Origin of the sequence: Pseudomonas sp. ANT_J12 (genome assembly GCF_008370045.1) — a bacterium.
GTDB lineage: Bacteria > Pseudomonadota > Gammaproteobacteria > Pseudomonadales > Pseudomonadaceae > Aquipseudomonas.
Genome location: NZ_VOBN01000001.1, coordinates 515978 through 530969 on the forward strand (window position 1 = coordinate 515978; position 14992 = coordinate 530969).

The 14992-nt window shown below is 61.2% G+C and carries 16 protein-coding genes; 4 read left to right on the plus strand and 12 right to left on the minus strand.

Going from position 1 to position 14992, the window contains the following annotated elements; all coding sequences use genetic code 11:
* Positions 1–181: 181 nt before the first annotated feature.
* Positions 182–526 carry a YegP family protein gene (locus FQ192_RS02565; RefSeq protein WP_123597168.1) on the minus strand — a complete coding sequence of 115 codons (345 nt, stop codon included), beginning with the start codon at positions 524–526 and terminating at the stop codon, positions 182–184.
* 140 nt (positions 527–666) lie between these two features.
* Here FQ192_RS02565 and FQ192_RS02570 point away from each other — a divergent pair, with 140 nt between their 5' ends.
* A complete protein-coding gene (locus FQ192_RS02570) occupies positions 667–1002 on the plus strand; it encodes a sigma factor-like helix-turn-helix DNA-binding protein (RefSeq protein ID WP_149657230.1) in 336 nt (111 codons plus the stop codon).
* Complete coding sequence (locus FQ192_RS02575) at positions 999–1946, plus strand: FecR domain-containing protein (protein WP_149657231.1); 948 nt, start codon at positions 999–1001, stop codon at positions 1944–1946. Before FQ192_RS02570 ends, FQ192_RS02575 begins: the two co-directional genes overlap by 4 nt.
* Before the next feature lie 282 nt (positions 1947–2228).
* On the opposite strand, the gene FQ192_RS02580 is transcribed toward FQ192_RS02575, so the two are convergent.
* Positions 2229–2534, minus strand: coding sequence for a ribbon-helix-helix domain-containing protein (locus FQ192_RS02580; RefSeq protein WP_149657232.1), 306 nt, complete (start codon positions 2532–2534; stop codon positions 2229–2231).
* A gap of 14 nt (positions 2535–2548) precedes the next feature.
* Positions 2549–3130 (minus strand): DJ-1/PfpI family protein, encoded by a 582-nt coding sequence (locus tag FQ192_RS02585; protein WP_149657233.1) that lies wholly within the window; start codon positions 3128–3130, stop codon positions 2549–2551.
* 336 nt (positions 3131–3466) lie between these two features.
* On the opposite strand from FQ192_RS02585, the gene FQ192_RS02595 reads away from it, so the two are divergent.
* Positions 3467–4357, plus strand: a complete 891-nt coding sequence (locus tag FQ192_RS02595; RefSeq protein WP_149657235.1) for a DMT family transporter — start codon at positions 3467–3469, stop codon at positions 4355–4357.
* Positions 4358–4490: 133 nt separating this feature from the next.
* Here the strand turns inward: FQ192_RS02595 and FQ192_RS02600 are convergent, their stop codons facing one another.
* From FQ192_RS02600 to FQ192_RS02625, 5 genes are all read right to left on the minus strand, one after another.
* The gene (locus FQ192_RS02600; protein ID WP_149657236.1) at positions 4491–5705 is read right to left on the minus strand and encodes an SAM-dependent methyltransferase; all 1215 of its coding nucleotides are present in this window, start codon (positions 5703–5705) and stop codon (positions 4491–4493) included.
* Positions 5706–5969: 264 nt separating this feature from the next.
* The gene (locus tag FQ192_RS02610) at positions 5970–6587 is read right to left on the minus strand and encodes a TPM domain-containing protein (protein ID WP_149657237.1); all 618 of its coding nucleotides are present in this window, start codon (positions 6585–6587) and stop codon (positions 5970–5972) included.
* Positions 6588–6615: 28 nt separating this feature from the next.
* Positions 6616–7374, minus strand: coding sequence for a YgcG family protein (locus tag FQ192_RS34825; RefSeq protein WP_149657238.1), 759 nt, complete (start codon positions 7372–7374; stop codon positions 6616–6618).
* A gap of 34 nt (positions 7375–7408) precedes the next feature.
* Entirely contained in the window at positions 7409–8365 is a 957-nt protein-coding gene (locus FQ192_RS34830) for a YgcG family protein (protein WP_149657239.1), read from the minus strand.
* Positions 8365–8973 carry a LemA family protein gene (locus tag FQ192_RS02625; RefSeq protein WP_149657240.1) on the minus strand — a complete coding sequence of 203 codons (609 nt, stop codon included), beginning with the start codon at positions 8971–8973 and terminating at the stop codon, positions 8365–8367. Before FQ192_RS02625 ends, FQ192_RS34830 begins: the two co-directional genes overlap by 1 nt.
* A 239-nt stretch (positions 8974–9212) precedes the next feature.
* On the opposite strand from FQ192_RS02625, the gene bglX reads away from it, so the two are divergent.
* Positions 9213–11504, plus strand: coding sequence for a beta-glucosidase BglX (bglX, locus tag FQ192_RS02630; protein ID WP_149657241.1), 2292 nt, complete (start codon positions 9213–9215; stop codon positions 11502–11504).
* 139 nt (positions 11505–11643) lie between these two features.
* On the opposite strand, the gene FQ192_RS02635 is transcribed toward bglX, so the two are convergent.
* The 4 genes from FQ192_RS02635 to FQ192_RS02650 form a co-directional block, all read right to left on the minus strand.
* Positions 11644–12801: a phosphatidylserine/phosphatidylglycerophosphate/cardiolipin synthase family protein gene (locus FQ192_RS02635; protein WP_149657242.1), complete on the minus strand. Its 1158-nt coding sequence runs from the start codon at positions 12799–12801 to the stop codon at positions 11644–11646.
* Position 12802: 1 nt separating this feature from the next.
* Entirely contained in the window at positions 12803–13393 is a 591-nt protein-coding gene (locus FQ192_RS02640; protein ID WP_149657243.1) for a YceI family protein, read from the minus strand.
* A 150-nt stretch (positions 13394–13543) separates the two neighbouring features.
* Entirely contained in the window at positions 13544–13867 is a 324-nt protein-coding gene (locus tag FQ192_RS02645) for an amidase (RefSeq protein WP_149657244.1), read from the minus strand.
* Positions 13864–14958: a serine hydrolase gene (locus FQ192_RS02650; protein ID WP_149657245.1), complete on the minus strand. Its 1095-nt coding sequence runs from the start codon at positions 14956–14958 to the stop codon at positions 13864–13866. The genes FQ192_RS02645 and FQ192_RS02650 overlap by 4 nt, the downstream gene beginning before the upstream one ends.
* Between the last annotated feature and the right edge of the window lie 34 nt (positions 14959–14992).

The window sequence follows — 14992 nt, forward strand, 5'->3', positions numbered from 1 at the left end:
AGGTTTACGACTGCTTCGCAGCCGAACGGGGGCAAGCCCCCTCGCCACAAAAGCACTCCTCATTCTTTAAGGATCGTTCCCACGCGCAGCAAAGGAATGCAGCACGGGACGCTCTGTGTCCCATTGGGACGCGGAGCGTCCCTGGAGGCATTCCTTTGCTGCGCGTGGGAACGATCTCGCGTCAAAGCACCGGCAATGTCTTGTCCTTGATCACCGTCGTCGGCCCGTTGGCCTTCACACTGGCAATCCCCTTCTCCCGCGCGGCATCGTTGGAGTACGCCTCGCTGCTGCCGATGATCTCGTGATTACCGGCCTTGAGGTTGAAGTAAGGATGGCCATCCTTGGTGGTCTTTTTCTCGTAGCGTTCATCCAGCGGGCTGTTTTTCTGCACCGAGGCGATGCCGCCATCGGCAGCGGCGCGGGTGGTGTAGTGCTCGCTGTTCAGAATGGTTTCGGCATTGGCTGCTTTGAGCACAAAGCGAAACTGACCGGTGCTGGTTTTGCTCAACTCATACCATCCAGACATGGTGCCACTCCTGTCGATTGATCCAACCAAAGTTGCCTGACAGTAAAGACCTTCCATGGGGTTTATCCACTGCTTGAGAATAGACCTCACGCGGCAGCCACCCGCGACCTTTCTGCACCCGCGCCTCAAGCAGGATCTCCATGTCTCGCCTCACGCCCGACCCGCTGTCGGCTGATTCCTTTCGCCGGTTCTACGGGGACATCCTGAATTACCTGCGCAAACGCACGGATAACCCCAGTGACGCGGCGTACATGACCGGCGCGCAACGCCTGAAGCAACTCAAAGGTGTGCTCGTAGAACCCTCGCCGCGCCGCCGCGAAGCCCTTATGCTGCACAGCTTTGAAGGCCTGAGTCAGGCACAGTTCGCGCAACGCATGGGTATTTCCCTGAGCATGGTGGAAAAACACATCGCCTTCGCCCTGCTGCATTGCAAGCAACGCCTGGACCACGAAAAAGGCACGGAGCAGCCAGAATGAATCGTGACACTGATCTGCCGGATGACGGCATCGACGCCCAGGCCGCCAGCTGGTTTGTGCGCAATCGCCAGGCGCACGGCAGCGCCGACCGCGAAGCTTTCGAGCTGTGGATGTGCGTACCGGAACACACCAAGGCCTACCGCGCCTTCGAAGAACTGTGGGCCGACCTGGCCGAACTCAAGCAACAGAACAAACCGGCGCCGATCAGCCTGCGGCGTAAACCGAGTGTGTGGCGCCCGGCCCTGGCGATTGCGGCGGCGTTGGTCTGCGCCGTTCTGGCGTTCAACCTCGGCACGCCCCATGGCGTCTATCAGCAACAAATCGCGGCCCAGGCCAAAGGCTCGCGCACGTTCAATCTGCCGGATGGCAGCACCTTGTCGGTCAACGCCAATACGCGTTTGCGCATCGATTTCGACAGTCAGCAGCGTCAGGTTTATCTCGATCAGGGCCAGATTTATCTGGAAGTGGCGCCGGATAAAGAGCGCCCGCTGTGGGTGCATACCGGTGAATCGACGGTGCGGGTGGTCGGCACCGCTTTCGATGTGCGGCGCACGCCCAGGCACGTGGTGGTCAGCGTCGCCCACGGCCAGGTCGCGTTTGCCCCGGACAGCAAGACCCAAACCCAGCTCGGCGCGCAACAGCAGGCCGCGTTTGACCTGGCCAGTGGCACCCTGCAACAGCAGACGTTGACCGACGGGCAAGTGGCGGACTGGCGCAGCGGGCACTTGTCATTTCGCAATCGCGAACTGGCCAGCCTGGTGGATGAGTTGAACCTGTATCGCGCCCGCCCGGTGCTGTTGGCCGATGGGAAACTGGGGCGCTTCAAGGTCTCCGGCGACCTCGACGTCAATGATCCCGATGCCTTGCTCAACGCGTTGCCGGCGCTGATTCCGGTGAAAACCGTCACCCTCGCCGATGGCCAACTACGCATCGAAGCACGCTGAAACACCTCACATGAGAATATCTTGCAGTCGCATGTGAGGTGTTTTTGCCTGCCGCGTCTTCCTCGGGTCTGCGTTGAGTGGGGATCGGGCGTATAGCCAGGGGCGCAATGCCAAGGTGAGTGTGACGCGGTTCTTCTGATCCGGGGTTTGTGGCGCCTGGGCTGACGTCTTCGCGGGCAAGCCTCGCTCCTACAGGGTTTTGTGGTGTCCGCGAAATGGTCGAACACCACCAAACCTGTAGGAGCGAGGCTTGCCCGCGAAGAGGCCCGCAAGGTCAATAAACTATTTGGCCGCCGAACGCACCACCGACAACCCCGGCGCCATCCCCCGCCGCTGACTCAAATACCGCATGCAACTCACCCGCAAGAACGAAGCAAAATTCACCACTTCGCCGCGATAGTCCATCACCTCTTCATACAGCTTGGCGATCAACTGGTTGGTGGTCATGCCGTCGACTTCGGCGATTTCGCTGAGGATGTCCCAGAACTGATTCTCCAGGCGCAGGGTGGTGACCACCCCGCAGATGCGCAGCGAGCGGGAGCGCGATTCGTAGAGGATCGGATCGGCCTTGACGTAGAGCTCGCACATGCAAAAGTCCCTCGTTACAGCGTGATTTTAGTGCCCAGCAAGCCGAGGAAACCGGCGAGCCAGTTCGGGTGGGCCGGCCAGGCGGGCGCAGTCGCCAGATTGCCTTGTACGTGGCCTTCCGTCACCGGGATATCGATGAACGTACCACCGGCCAGCCGCACTTCCGGGGCGCAGGCCGGGTAGGCGCTGCATTCGCGACCTTCGAGGATCCCGGCAGCGGCGAGCAATTGCGCGCCATGGCACACGGCGGCGATCGGCTTGCCGGCCTTGTCGAAATCGCGCACCAGTTCCAGGACTTTTTCGTTCAGGCGCAGGTACTCCGGCGCACGACCGCCCGGCACGAGCAGTGCGTCGTAATCGGCCGCCTTGACCTTGGCGAAGTCAAAGTTCAGGGCAAACAGGTGACCGGGTTTTTCGCTGTAGGTCTGGTCGCCTTCGAAGTCATGGATCGCGGTGCGCACGGTCTGGCCGGCGGTCTTGTCCGGGCACACGGCGTGCACGGTGTGGCCGACCATCAGCAGCGCCTGGAACGGCACCATCACTTCGTAGTCTTCGACGTAATCGCCGACCAGCATCAGGATTTTCTTGGCAGCCATGGGAAGGACTCCTCTGGGAATACGTGGGCGTGCAGGAGTCTTCACGGTAGTCCTAATCGGCGGCGGCAGGTAATAACCGACTACTACGGCCAACATGGTTTTTTGTGGCGAGGGGGCTTGCCCCCGTTGGGGTGCGAAGCGCCCCCGACGTTCCGTCAGTTAAACCGTGCGCACAGGTTCTGCGACTGCTGCGCAGCCGAACGGGGCAAGCCTCCTCTCCACAGGGATCGCGGCAAACTGTACGGATATTTCCGCACCTAGCTGTAACAGAGTAATCGCCGCGGTTTGTGGCTAGATGAAGTCACGTCCAATCACCCTGAATCCTGGTTGCCCATCATGTCCTCGCGCGAAAACACCGGCATGGCCCTCGGCCTGCTCGGCGTCATCATCTTCAGCCTCACCCTGCCCTTCACCCGCATCGTCGTGCAGGAAATCCACCCGCTGCTCAACGGCCTGGGCCGTGCGTTGTTTGCGGCGGTGCCGGCGGCGATGCTGTTGCTGTGGCGGCGCGAGAAGTGGCCGACCTGGAAACAGGTCAAAGGCCTGACCCTGGTGATCGCAGGGGTGATACTCGGTTTCCCGGTGTTGTCAGCCTGGGCCATGCAAACCTTGCCGGCGTCCCACGGCGCGCTGGTCAACGGCCTGCAACCGCTGTGCGTGGCGCTGTATGCCGCGTGGCTGTCCCATGAGCGCCCGTCCAAAGCGTTCTGGGCCTGCGCCGCACTGGGCAGCGCGTTGGTGCTCGGTTATGCGCTGATCAGCGGCGCCGGCAGCATTCAGGCCGGTGATTTGTTGATGCTCGGGGCGATTGCCGTGGGCGGTCTGGGCTATGCCGAGGGCGGCCGGTTGGCCAAGGAAATGGGCGGCTGGCAGGTGATCTGCTGGGCGCTGGTGCTGTCGACGCCGCTGTTGATCGGGCCGGTGACGTACCTGGCGCTGCAACACCAGGGCGAGATCTCGGCCAAGACCTGGTGGGCGTTTGGCTACGTCTCGCTGTTTTCGCAGTTCATCGGTTTCTTTGCCTGGTACGCCGGGTTGGCGATGGGCGGGATTGCGCGGGTCAGTCAGATCCAGTTGTTGCAGATCTTCTTCACGATTGCGTTTTCGGCGTTGTTTTTTGGCGAACACATCGAGCCGATTACCTGGCTGTTTGCGGGTGGGGTGATTGTGACGGTGATGCTCGGGCGCAAGACCGCCATCAAACCCGCCCAAGTAGCCACAGCATAGCTCTTGTAGGAGCCAGGCTTGCCGGCGAAGGCGTCTTCAAAATCGCCTTCGCCTGTAGGAGCAAAGCTTGCTCGCGATGGCGTCCTCAAGATCGCTATCGCGAGCAAGCTTTGCTCCTACAGGGGTGTGGCGATCAGAGGTAGCCGTCGGAACGCAGCAATGTTTCCAGACAATGCTCGGTGATCTGATAGAAATCTTTCAACTCCTGAATCTTCACCAACAGCTGCGCCGGGTCCACCGGTTCGGCGCGTTTGACCGCCAGGATCATCTTGTTCTTGTTGGTGTGGTCCAGTGAAATGAACTCGAACACCTTGGTCTCGTAGCCGCAGGCCTCAAGGAACAACGCGCGCAAACTGTCAGTGACCATTTCCGCCTGCTGGCCCAGGTGCAAACCGTATTGCAGCATCGGCTTGAGCAGCGCCGGACTCTGGATTTGCAGGCGGATCTGTTTGTGGCAGCACGGCGAGCACATGATGATCGAGGCGCCGGAGCGGATGCCGGTGTGGATCGCGTAGTCGGTGGCGATGTCGCAGGCATGCAGGGCGATCATCACGTCCAGCTCGCTCGGCGCGACGCTGCGTACGTCGCCGCATTTGAACACCAGCCCCGGATGCTCCAGCTTCGCGGCGGCAGCGTTGCACAGGTTGACCATCTCTTCGCGCAGCTCGACGCCGGTGACTTCGCCTTCGGCATTCAGGGTGTTGCGCAAATAGTCGTGGATCGCGAACGTCAGGTAACCCTTGCCCGACCCGAAATCCGCCACGCGCACCGGTTTGTCCAGGGCCAGTGGCGAAGTGGTCAGGGCATGGCTGAACACTTCGATGAATTTGTTGATCTGCTTCCACTTGCGCGACATCGCCGGGATCAGCTCGTGCTTGCTGTTGGTCACGCCCAGGTCGGCGAGGAACGGCCGGTTCAGGTCGAGGAAGCGGTTTTTCTCGCGGTTATGCTCGGCGGAGGGCACTTCACGCAATTGCTGGGGTTTGCTCTTGAACAGCGAAGACTTGCCCTTTTTGCTGTATTCGAGCTGGGCTTCGTCGGTCAGGGAGAGTAAATGCGCATTTTTGAACGCCTCCGGCAACAGCCCGGCGATGGTCGCCACGCCTTCGGCCAGCGGGAAGTTCTTGGTGATGTCGCGGGTCTTGTAGCGGTAGACGAAGGACAGGCAAGGCTGATCCTTGACCGTGAGTTGCTTGATGATCAGCCGCTGCAAATCCACTTCGCTGCCGACGTACTTGGCCAGCACCAGTTTGATGAAGGCATTGGCGTCGAGGCTGGTTTGCAACAGGTCGATGAACTGGGCGTGATGATCCGGCGCGAGGCTGGCGGGAGTGGCGGTAGCGGACATGGGGAAAACGGCCTCGGGCGGTGCGAATCGGGAATGGCGGGTATTTTAGGGGGGATGGGGTTCGGGAACACGCGGTTATTTGCTCAACGGCGTGATTTCTGAGGTTAGGTGAGCTTCTGTGGCGAGGGGGCTTGCCCCCGTTCGGCTGCGAAGCAGTCGTAAACCCGCCGACTTGGTATGACTGAAAGAATGCTGGGAGCGCTTCGCACTCCAACGGGGGCAAGCCCCCTCGCCACAATAATGTGGGTCAACTCCAGGGGGAAATCAGCCCAACACCACCAACCGATTCGGCAATTCATTGCGCACCTGCGTCACCGGCACATGCACCTTGAGCAACTCGCCGCACGCCTCGATGCAGGTCACAAACCCCTGCAACGTCTGGCCCTGTTTCACCTGTTGGGTAAACGCCGCGACAATCCCTTCCCAGGTCTTGTTGTCCAGGCGCCTGGAGATCCCTTCATCCACCAGGATTTCCACATAACGCTCGGCTTCGCAGACAAAAATCAACATCCCGGTGCTGCCCACGGTGTGGTGCAGGTTCTGCTCCAGGAACTGCCGCCGGGCCAGGTTCGAGGCGCGCCAGTGACGAACCCGGCGCGGGATCAGATGCGTGGTGATTTTCGGAATCCGGAACACCAGGCACAGCACGATAAAACTCGCCCATTGCACCAGCAACAGGCTGTGCAGGGTCAGCACGCCGGTCAGGTAATGCACGACACCCGGCACCACCAACGCCAGCAAACTCGCCCACAGCAGCGGGATGTACACGTAGTCGTCGGCGCGGGCCGCGAGCACCGTCACCAGTTCGGCGTCGGTTTCGCGCTCGACCCGGGCAATCGCCTCGGCGACTTTGCGTTGTTCGTGTTCAGTCAGTAATGCCATGGTTATAAACGCTCGCTCATTATTATTGTCACCAGCCGCCCGACGAACCGCCGCCCCCGAAACTGCCCCCGCCACCGCTGAAGCCCCCGCCACCTCCACCGCCGCCACCAAACCCACCACCGCCGAAACCGCCTCCCGAACCACCGGAGCCGCCGCGACCGGCCGGCAGGATACCGAGCATCTGGCAGATGAAAATCGTCAGGATGAACAGCATCACCAGAAAGATGAACACGCCGGGGTGCCGTGAGATGAAATCGCTGTCCTCATCACCGCGCGGCTCATACACCGTGGAGGGTTCGTCCAGCGAACTACCGCCCAACACCACCAGCATCGCCGCAACCCCGTCGCTGATGCCCTTGCTGAAGTTGCCGGTCTTGAACGCCGGGGTGATCACCTGGTTGATGATCACCGAACTCTGGGCATCGGTCAGGCGATCTTCCAGGCCATAACCGACTTCGATCCGCAGCTTGCGCTCGTCACGGGCCACGATCAGCAGCGCGCCGTTGTTCTTGTCCTTCTGGCCGATGCCCCAGGCGCGGCCGAGTTGATAGCCGAAGTCCGCGATGTCGGTGCCCTGCAAATCCGGCAACGTCACCACCACCAATTGCTCGCCGGTGGCGGTTTCGTGAGCCTGGAGCTGCTGGGTCAACTGCTCGCGCACCGCCGGTTCGATCATCTGCGCGTTGTCCACCACCCGCCCGGTCAGCGGCGGGAATTTCAACTCGGCCTGGGCCGTGATCGCAACAACCCAGAGCAACAGCACCAGGCCGGATTTGAAGATTCCCATCAGCACCTCTTCCTTAATTGTTCACCCCGGCGCACTACCAACTGCCGGAAGCCCCGCCACCGCCAAAGCTGCCACCGCCGCCCGAGAAACGGTCCGAGTCCGAATCGGAACTCGAACTGCTGCTGGAATCGTCGGAGGTACTCGAGCTGCTGATCCAGCTCCAACTTGATTCCTGGTCAGCCTTCGGTTCCCGTCGTGGCGGACTGTCGTCATCATCGACCGGCGTGTATTTGTCAGACTCGGACGGAAAATATTCTTCCTCTTGCCACGATCTGAGAAACCCCACAATTGGAATCCCCAGAAAAACAAAAAAGAACACGAGCTTTACCCACCAACTCCAGTCAATCGAATCCAGCCAGCTCCTTTCCACGGAACGATTGACCACCCTCGGCAGGTCGGTTGGCACAAGCATTCTTACGATCGATGTAGTCCCGGCAATGATCCCCGATGAGTACAGATCATCCTTGAAATAGGGAACGATCGATTCATTGATGATAAAGCCGGCCCACATGTCATTGATCTGCGCCTCAAGCCCGTACCCTACTTCAATCCGCACCTTACGGTCATCGCGCGCCACCAACAGCAGGACGCCATTGTTTTTGTCCTTCTGCCCGATGCCCCAATGCCGGCCCAGTTGCACACCGAATTCCTCGATGCTGTAGCCACCCAGGCTCGGGACCGTGACCACCACCACTTGATCGGTCGTGGCCTGTTCCAGTTGCTTGAGCATCTGCTCAAGGTAAACCACCGCTGAAGGTGTCAATAACTGCGCCGTGTCGACAACGCGTCCGGTCAGTTTGGGAAACAGACTGTCCAGGGGGATTGCCGTCGCGGGGGCCGGTTTGGGCTCGACCTGCGAAACGGGCTGCGATTGACGCAACGCTAACCCGTCCGTGGGTGTTGGAGCCTGTTGTTGCGCCATCACGGCGCAACTGGTTACCAGCCACAGCGACAGCAGCGTGCCTCGCAGCACGCGCTGTACGCCGCCCATCAGAATTTAACTTGCGGCGCTTTATCGGCATCCGGGCTGGTGGCTTCGAAGGTTTCGCGGATCGGCAAATCGCTGTACATCACGCTGTGCCACAGCCGACCGGGGAAGGTGCGGATTTCGGTGTTGTATTTCTGCACCGCGAGGATGAAGTCGCGGCGGGCCACGGCGATGCGGTTTTCGGTGCCTTCAAGTTGCGATTGCAGGGCCAGGAAGTTTTGGTTGGCCTTGAGGTCCGGGTAGCGTTCGGACACCACCATCAAACGGCTCAAGGCACCGGTCAGTTGATCCTGGGCCTGCTGGAATTGCTTGAGCTTTTCCGGGTTGTCCAGGGTATTGGCATCGACCTGGATCGACGTCGCCTTGGCCCGGGCTTCGATCACCGCGGTCAGGGTGTCTTCTTCGTGCTTGGCGTAGCCCTTGACGGTTTCCACCAGGTTGGGGATCAGGTCGGCACGGCGCTGGTACTGGTTCTGCACCTGGCCCCAAGCGGCCTTGGCCTGCTCGTCGAGGGTCGGGATGTTGTTGATGCCGCAACCGGTCAGCAGCGTGGTCAGCAGCATCAGCGCCGCGACGTGCAGGCTTGAGCGATAGTTGAGTCGTACATTCATGTAGGTAGTGCTCCCGTGCACAATCCATTGAAAAACTGCCCGTAACCTTTGAACCAGGCTCTTGGGGCATAATCTGCCGCCGCCACTGGATTGCAGCGGAGCAATGGGCTAAAAGATGCCCCCAGTACAAGAAACGCGTCAGAAGTGTGCTGCATTTACCTGAACAACAATAGTCGCTCCCTAAATTTTGGCTGATCGGCGCGTATTCACTGCCGTTTAGGCCTTTGAGAAAACTATTCATGAAGAAGCTGTGTTTGCTGGGCCTGTTCGTCAGCCTGGCCAGTCATCACGTATTGGCCGCCACGACACCCGCACCTCTGGAGAACAAGGACGCTTTCATCAGCAACCTGATGAAGCAGATGACCCTCGATGAAAAAATCGGCCAGTTGCGCCTGATCAGCATCGGCCCGGAAATGCCTCGGGAGCTGATCCGCAAGGAAATCGCCGCCGGCAACATCGGGGGCACGTTCAACTCCATTACCCGCCCGGAAAACCGTCCGATGCAGGACGCGGCCATGCGCAGCCGGTTGAAGATCCCGATGTTCTTCGCCTATGACGTGATCCACGGCCACCGGACCATTTTCCCGATCCCCATTGCCCTGGCGTCGAGCTGGGACATGGACGCCATCGGCCGCTCCGGGCGCGTTGCCGCCAAGGAAGCCGCGGCCGATAGCCTCGACATCACCTTCGCGCCGATGGTCGATGTCTCCCGCGACCCGCGCTGGGGCCGCACTTCCGAAGGCTTCGGTGAAGACACGTATCTGGTGTCGCGCATTGCCGGCGTGATGGTCAGGGCCTTCCAGGGCCAGGGCGCCAACGCCGCCGACAGCATCATGGCCAGCGTCAAGCACTTCGCCTTGTATGGCGCGGTCGAAGGGGGTCGCGACTACAACGTGGTCGACATGAGCCCGGTCAAGATGTACCAGGACTACCTGCCACCGTACCGCGCCGCGATTGATGCCGGCGCTGGCGGGGTGATGGTTGCCCTGAACTCGATCAACGGCGTGCCGGCCACGGCCAACACCTGGCTGATGAACGACCTGCTGCGCAAGGAATGGGGCTTCAAGGGCCTGGCGGTCAGTGACCACGGGGCGATTTTCGAGCTGATCAAGCACGGCGTCGCGGCGGACGGTCGTGAAGCCGCGAAGCTGGCGATCAAGGCCGGCATCGACATGAGCATGAATGACACCCTCTACGGCAAAGAGCTGCCGGGGCTGTTGAAGGCTGGCGAGATCGAACAGAAAGACATCGACAACGCCGTGCGCGAAGTGCTGGCCGCCAAGTACGACATGGGCCTGTTCAAGGACCCGTACCTGCGCATCGGCAAGGCTGAAGACGACCCGGCCGACACCTACGCCGAAAGCCGTCTGCACCGCCCCGAGGCCCGCGATGTGGCGCGCCGCAGCCTGGTGTTGCTGAAAAACCAGAACGACACCCTGCCCCTGAAGAAAACCGCGAAGATCGCCCTGGTCGGTCCGTTGGCCAAGGCGCCGATCGACATGATGGGCAGCTGGGCCGCCGCCGGTAAGCCGGCGCAGTCGGTCACCCTGTTCGACGGCATGAACGCCGCCGTGGCCGACAAAGCCACGCTGATCTATGCGCGTGGCGCCAACATCACCAGCGACAAGAAAGTCCTCGATTACCTCAACTTCCTCAACTTCGATGCCCCGGAAGTGGTGGATGATCCGCGTTCGGCCAAGGACCTGATCGACGAAGCGGTGAAAGCGGCCAAGGATGCTGACGTTGTGGTTGCCGCTGTTGGCGAATCCCGTGGCATGTCCCACGAGTCGTCGAGCCGCACCGACCTGAACATCCCGGCCAACCAGCGCGAGTTGATCAAGGCGTTGAAAGCCACCGGCAAACCGCTGGTGCTGGTGTTGATGAACGGCCGTCCGCTGTCGATTCTCGAAGAGAAAGACCAGGCCGACGCGATCCTGGAAACCTGGTTCAGCGGCACCGAAGGTGGCAACGCCATCGCCGACGTGCTGTTCGGCGACTACAACCCGTCGGGCAAATTGCCGATCACCTTCCCGCGTTCGGTGGGTCAGATTCCGACCTACTACAACCACCTGAGCATCGGCCGGCCGTTCACGCCGGGCAAACCGGGCAACTACACCTCGCAGTATTTCGATGACACCACCGGGCCGCTGTTTCCGTTCGGTTTCGGCCTGAGCTACACCACGTTCAGCGTGGAAGACATGGCCCTGTCGTCGACCACCCTGAACAAGACCGGCAAGCTCGACGCCAGCGTCATGGTGAAAAACACTGGCCAGCGTGACGGCGAAACCGTGGTGCAGTTGTACATCCAGGACGTGACCGGCTCGATGATCCGCCCGGTCAAGGAACTGAAGAACTTCCAGAAAATAATGCTCAAGGCCGGCGAACAGAAAGTCGTGCACTTCACCATTACCGAAGACGACCTGAAGTTCTTCAACGCCCAGCTCAAGTACGGCGCCGAACCGGGCAAGTTCAACGTGCAGATCGGCCTGGACTCCCAGGACGTGACGCAGCAGAGCTTTGAATTGCTGTAACACCGTGGGAACGATCAACCCGTCCTTGTAGGAGCGAGGCTTGCCCGCGAAGAGGCCGTCACATTCAACATCTTCGTCGAATGTGATGCCGTCTTCGCGGGCAAGCCTCGCTCCTACAGGAGGTCGTCGGTGTGGGTGGTTAGCCCCGCCGATCCAGCAGATTCACCACCACCCGATCCACCCAGCCCCACACCCTCTGCTTGATCCGCCGCCACAATGGCCGGCGTTGCCATTCCTCCAGGCTGACTTCCTGGCTCAGGGCAAAGTCCTTCTCGAAACTCGCCGCCACTGCCGCCGTCAATCCGGGGTCCAGCGCTTCAAGGTTGGCTTCGAGGTTGAAGCGCAAATTCCAGTGATCGAAATTGCACGAACCAATGCTCACCCAGTCGTCCACCAGCACCATTTTCAGGTGCAGGAAACACGGCTGGTACTCGAAGATTTTCACCCCGGCCTTGAGCAGGCGCGGGTAGTAGCGATGCCCGGCGTAGCGCACCGACGGGTGATCGGTGCGCGGCCCGGTCAGCAGCAGGCGCACGTCGATACCGCGCGCGGCGGCTTTGCGCAACGAGCGACGGACTTTCCAGGTCGGCAGGAAATACGGCGTGGCCAGCCAGATGCGCTGCTGGCCGCTGTTCAAGGCACGGAACAACGACTGCAGGATGTCCCGGTGCTGGCGGGCGTCGGCATAGGCCACGCGGCCCATGCCTTCGCCCATGGACGGCACACGCGGCAAACGCGGCAGGCCGAAATGCGAGGCGGGTTTCCAGGCGCGGCGGTGGCGGTTGGCGATCCATTGACGGTCGAACAGCAATTGCCAGTCGAGCACCAGCGGGCCGGTCATTTCCACCATCACTTCGTGCCATTCGCTGGTGTCTTCGCCCGGGGTCCAGAATTCGTCGGTCACGCCCGTGCCGCCGACCACCGCCAGACGTTGATCGACCAGCAACAACTTGCGGTGATCGCGATAGAAATTGCCGACCCAACGCCGCCAGCTCAAGCGATTGTAGAAACGCAGTTCCACCCCCGCCGCCATCAAGCGTTGGCGCAGGTTCAGGGTGAAGGCGAGGCTGCCATAGTCATCGAACAGGCAACGCACCCGCACACCACGCTCGGCGGCTTGCACCAACGCCTGGACCATCGCCTCGGCGCAGGCCCCCGCCTCCACCAGATACAGCTCCAGTTCGACCTGCTCTTCGGCACGGGCAATCGCCACCAACATGCGCGGAAAAAACTGCGGACCGTCGATCAGCAATTCAAAGTGATTGCCTTCACGCCACGGAAATACGGCACCGGCCATGTCAGCGCGCCGTGAAAATCAGTACCGCACTCACCGGCACCGACAGACTGATGGCCGACAAACCGGCGACCTTGCGCAAACTGTCCAGCCCTGGGGCCAGGTCGAAATCTTCAGCGTTGATCACCAGCGGCTCCAGCGTGACCACTTGAAAGCGCCGGTCATCGAGGCGGGTCGCCAACAGTTCAGTGGTGTATTGGTGTTGCTTGCCGTGGAGGCTGACGGTCAGCGGCAAGCGCAATTCCAGCTGGGCGCCGGGGGCCAGGTCGTTGATCGGGCGCAGGTCGATCTGCGCGGTGATCACGGCGTCGGGGAAGGTCTGGATCTCGAACAGGTCCTTGCGCATCCGCTCGTCACGCAACGGGATTCCGCTGTTCACTGAATCCATCTCGACTTCCACCTGGGCCAGGCCCGTGGGATCGACCTTGCCGTGCAGCACGAGAAAGCGCTGCACTTCGGAAATATTGGCGTTTTTGGTGCTGATGAACGACAGCCGCGACGACTCGCCATCGAGGTACCAATCGGCGTGGGCCGACAGCGTGGCGCCGGTCAGCAGCAGGAAGGCGAGGGTTTTGCAAAAGGAGCGGTTGAACATAAAGACCCGTGGGGCAAGAAAACCTGAGCGAACCTTAACCGGGCGTGGGCGTGTTGCAAACCGAAACCTGTAGGAGCAAGGCTTGCCTGCGATGGCGATCTCAGGGACGCCAACGCGGGCAAGCCATGCTCCTACAGAATGCGATCTGTTTCAGGGTTGCAGGCGACAGCCCTGGCGCTCGCCGATCCACTGCGCGCTGTTGCTGCGCCCCAGGCCGCTGACCGTCACGCGCTTGCTCGCTTCATCATCGGTAAACCCGCTGAAGGACAACCACTGCTTCACATAGCCCCGGCAATACTGGGCGTCGTTGTTCATCACGTAGCGGCACGAACAATATTCCTTGGCGGTGTAGCCGCTGATGATGTCCGGAAACGCCCACAGTGCGACACGCTCCTGCCAGATCCAGCCGAGCAGTAAAAACAGCAGCAAAAGAAGAATGCTGGTGAACGGACGGCGCCGAACAAACCGGCTCATGGCTGCACCTTCCCGGCAAACGCCTTGAGCGCGAGGTTGAGCAATTCGTTGTGCCGATACGTCCCGTCGCGATCATCGCCATAACGCACGATCACCAGGTTTTCGCTGGGGATCACGTACAACGCCTGGCCCCAATGCCCCAGCGCGGCGAAGGTGTCGGCCGGGGCGTCCGGCCAAGGTGGTGCCGCGCCGTCCACTGCGCGGTTGAGCCACCACTGGCCGCCGGGCACGGCTTCGTCCTGATGGGCGCGATAACCGGCGAAGGGTTCACGGTTGAAGGCGACCCAGTCCTTGGGCAGCAATTGCCGCTCGCCCCAACGACCATCGCGCGCCATCAACAGACCGATCCGCGCCAGGTCCCGGGCGGTGAGGTAGGCATAGGACGAGGCGACAAACGTGCCGGTGGCGTCGGTTTCCCACACGGCATGCCGAATCCCCAGGGGCTCGAACAATGCCGTCCATGGATAGTCGGGATAACGGTTCGGGCCAACGATGGTTTTCAGTGCTGCCGACAGGAGGTTGCTGTCGCCGCTGGAATAGCGAAACGCCTGGCCAGGGGCCGCGTATTCGTCGTGGGCGGCGGTGAACGTGGCCATGTTCGCGTGACCGCGGGTGTAGAGCATGGCCACCACCGAGGATTTCAGCGGCGCGTATTCGTAGTCTTCCTGCCAGTCCAGCCCGGAGGCCCAATGCAACAGGTCGGCCAGGGTGATCGCCGGGTGGTTTTCCAGCGCCGGATAAAACTTCACGGCCGGGTCCTGCAACCTGAACAAGCCTTCGCCATAGGCCACGCCGAGGACCGTGGCCATCAGGCTTTTGCTGATCGACCAGGTCAGGTGCGGGGTGTCGGCGGTGGTCGGGCCGGCGTAGCGTTCGTAGATCAGTTGACCGTCGCGGATCACCAGCAAGGCGTCGGTGCGGATGCCGGTTCGGGTGGAGTCATCGCGGGTCGCAAAGGCGTAGGTTTCCAGGGCTTCCAGGGCCGGGCCGGTGATGGTCGGGCCTTGCGACCATTGTTCAGCGGGCCAGTTTTCGGCGTGGGCCGTTTGGCTGAGCAGCAGCATGATGAACAGCGACAAGCCTTTGAACATGGTGGGGGCTCGGGAGGATGGACCTGCTGAGCCT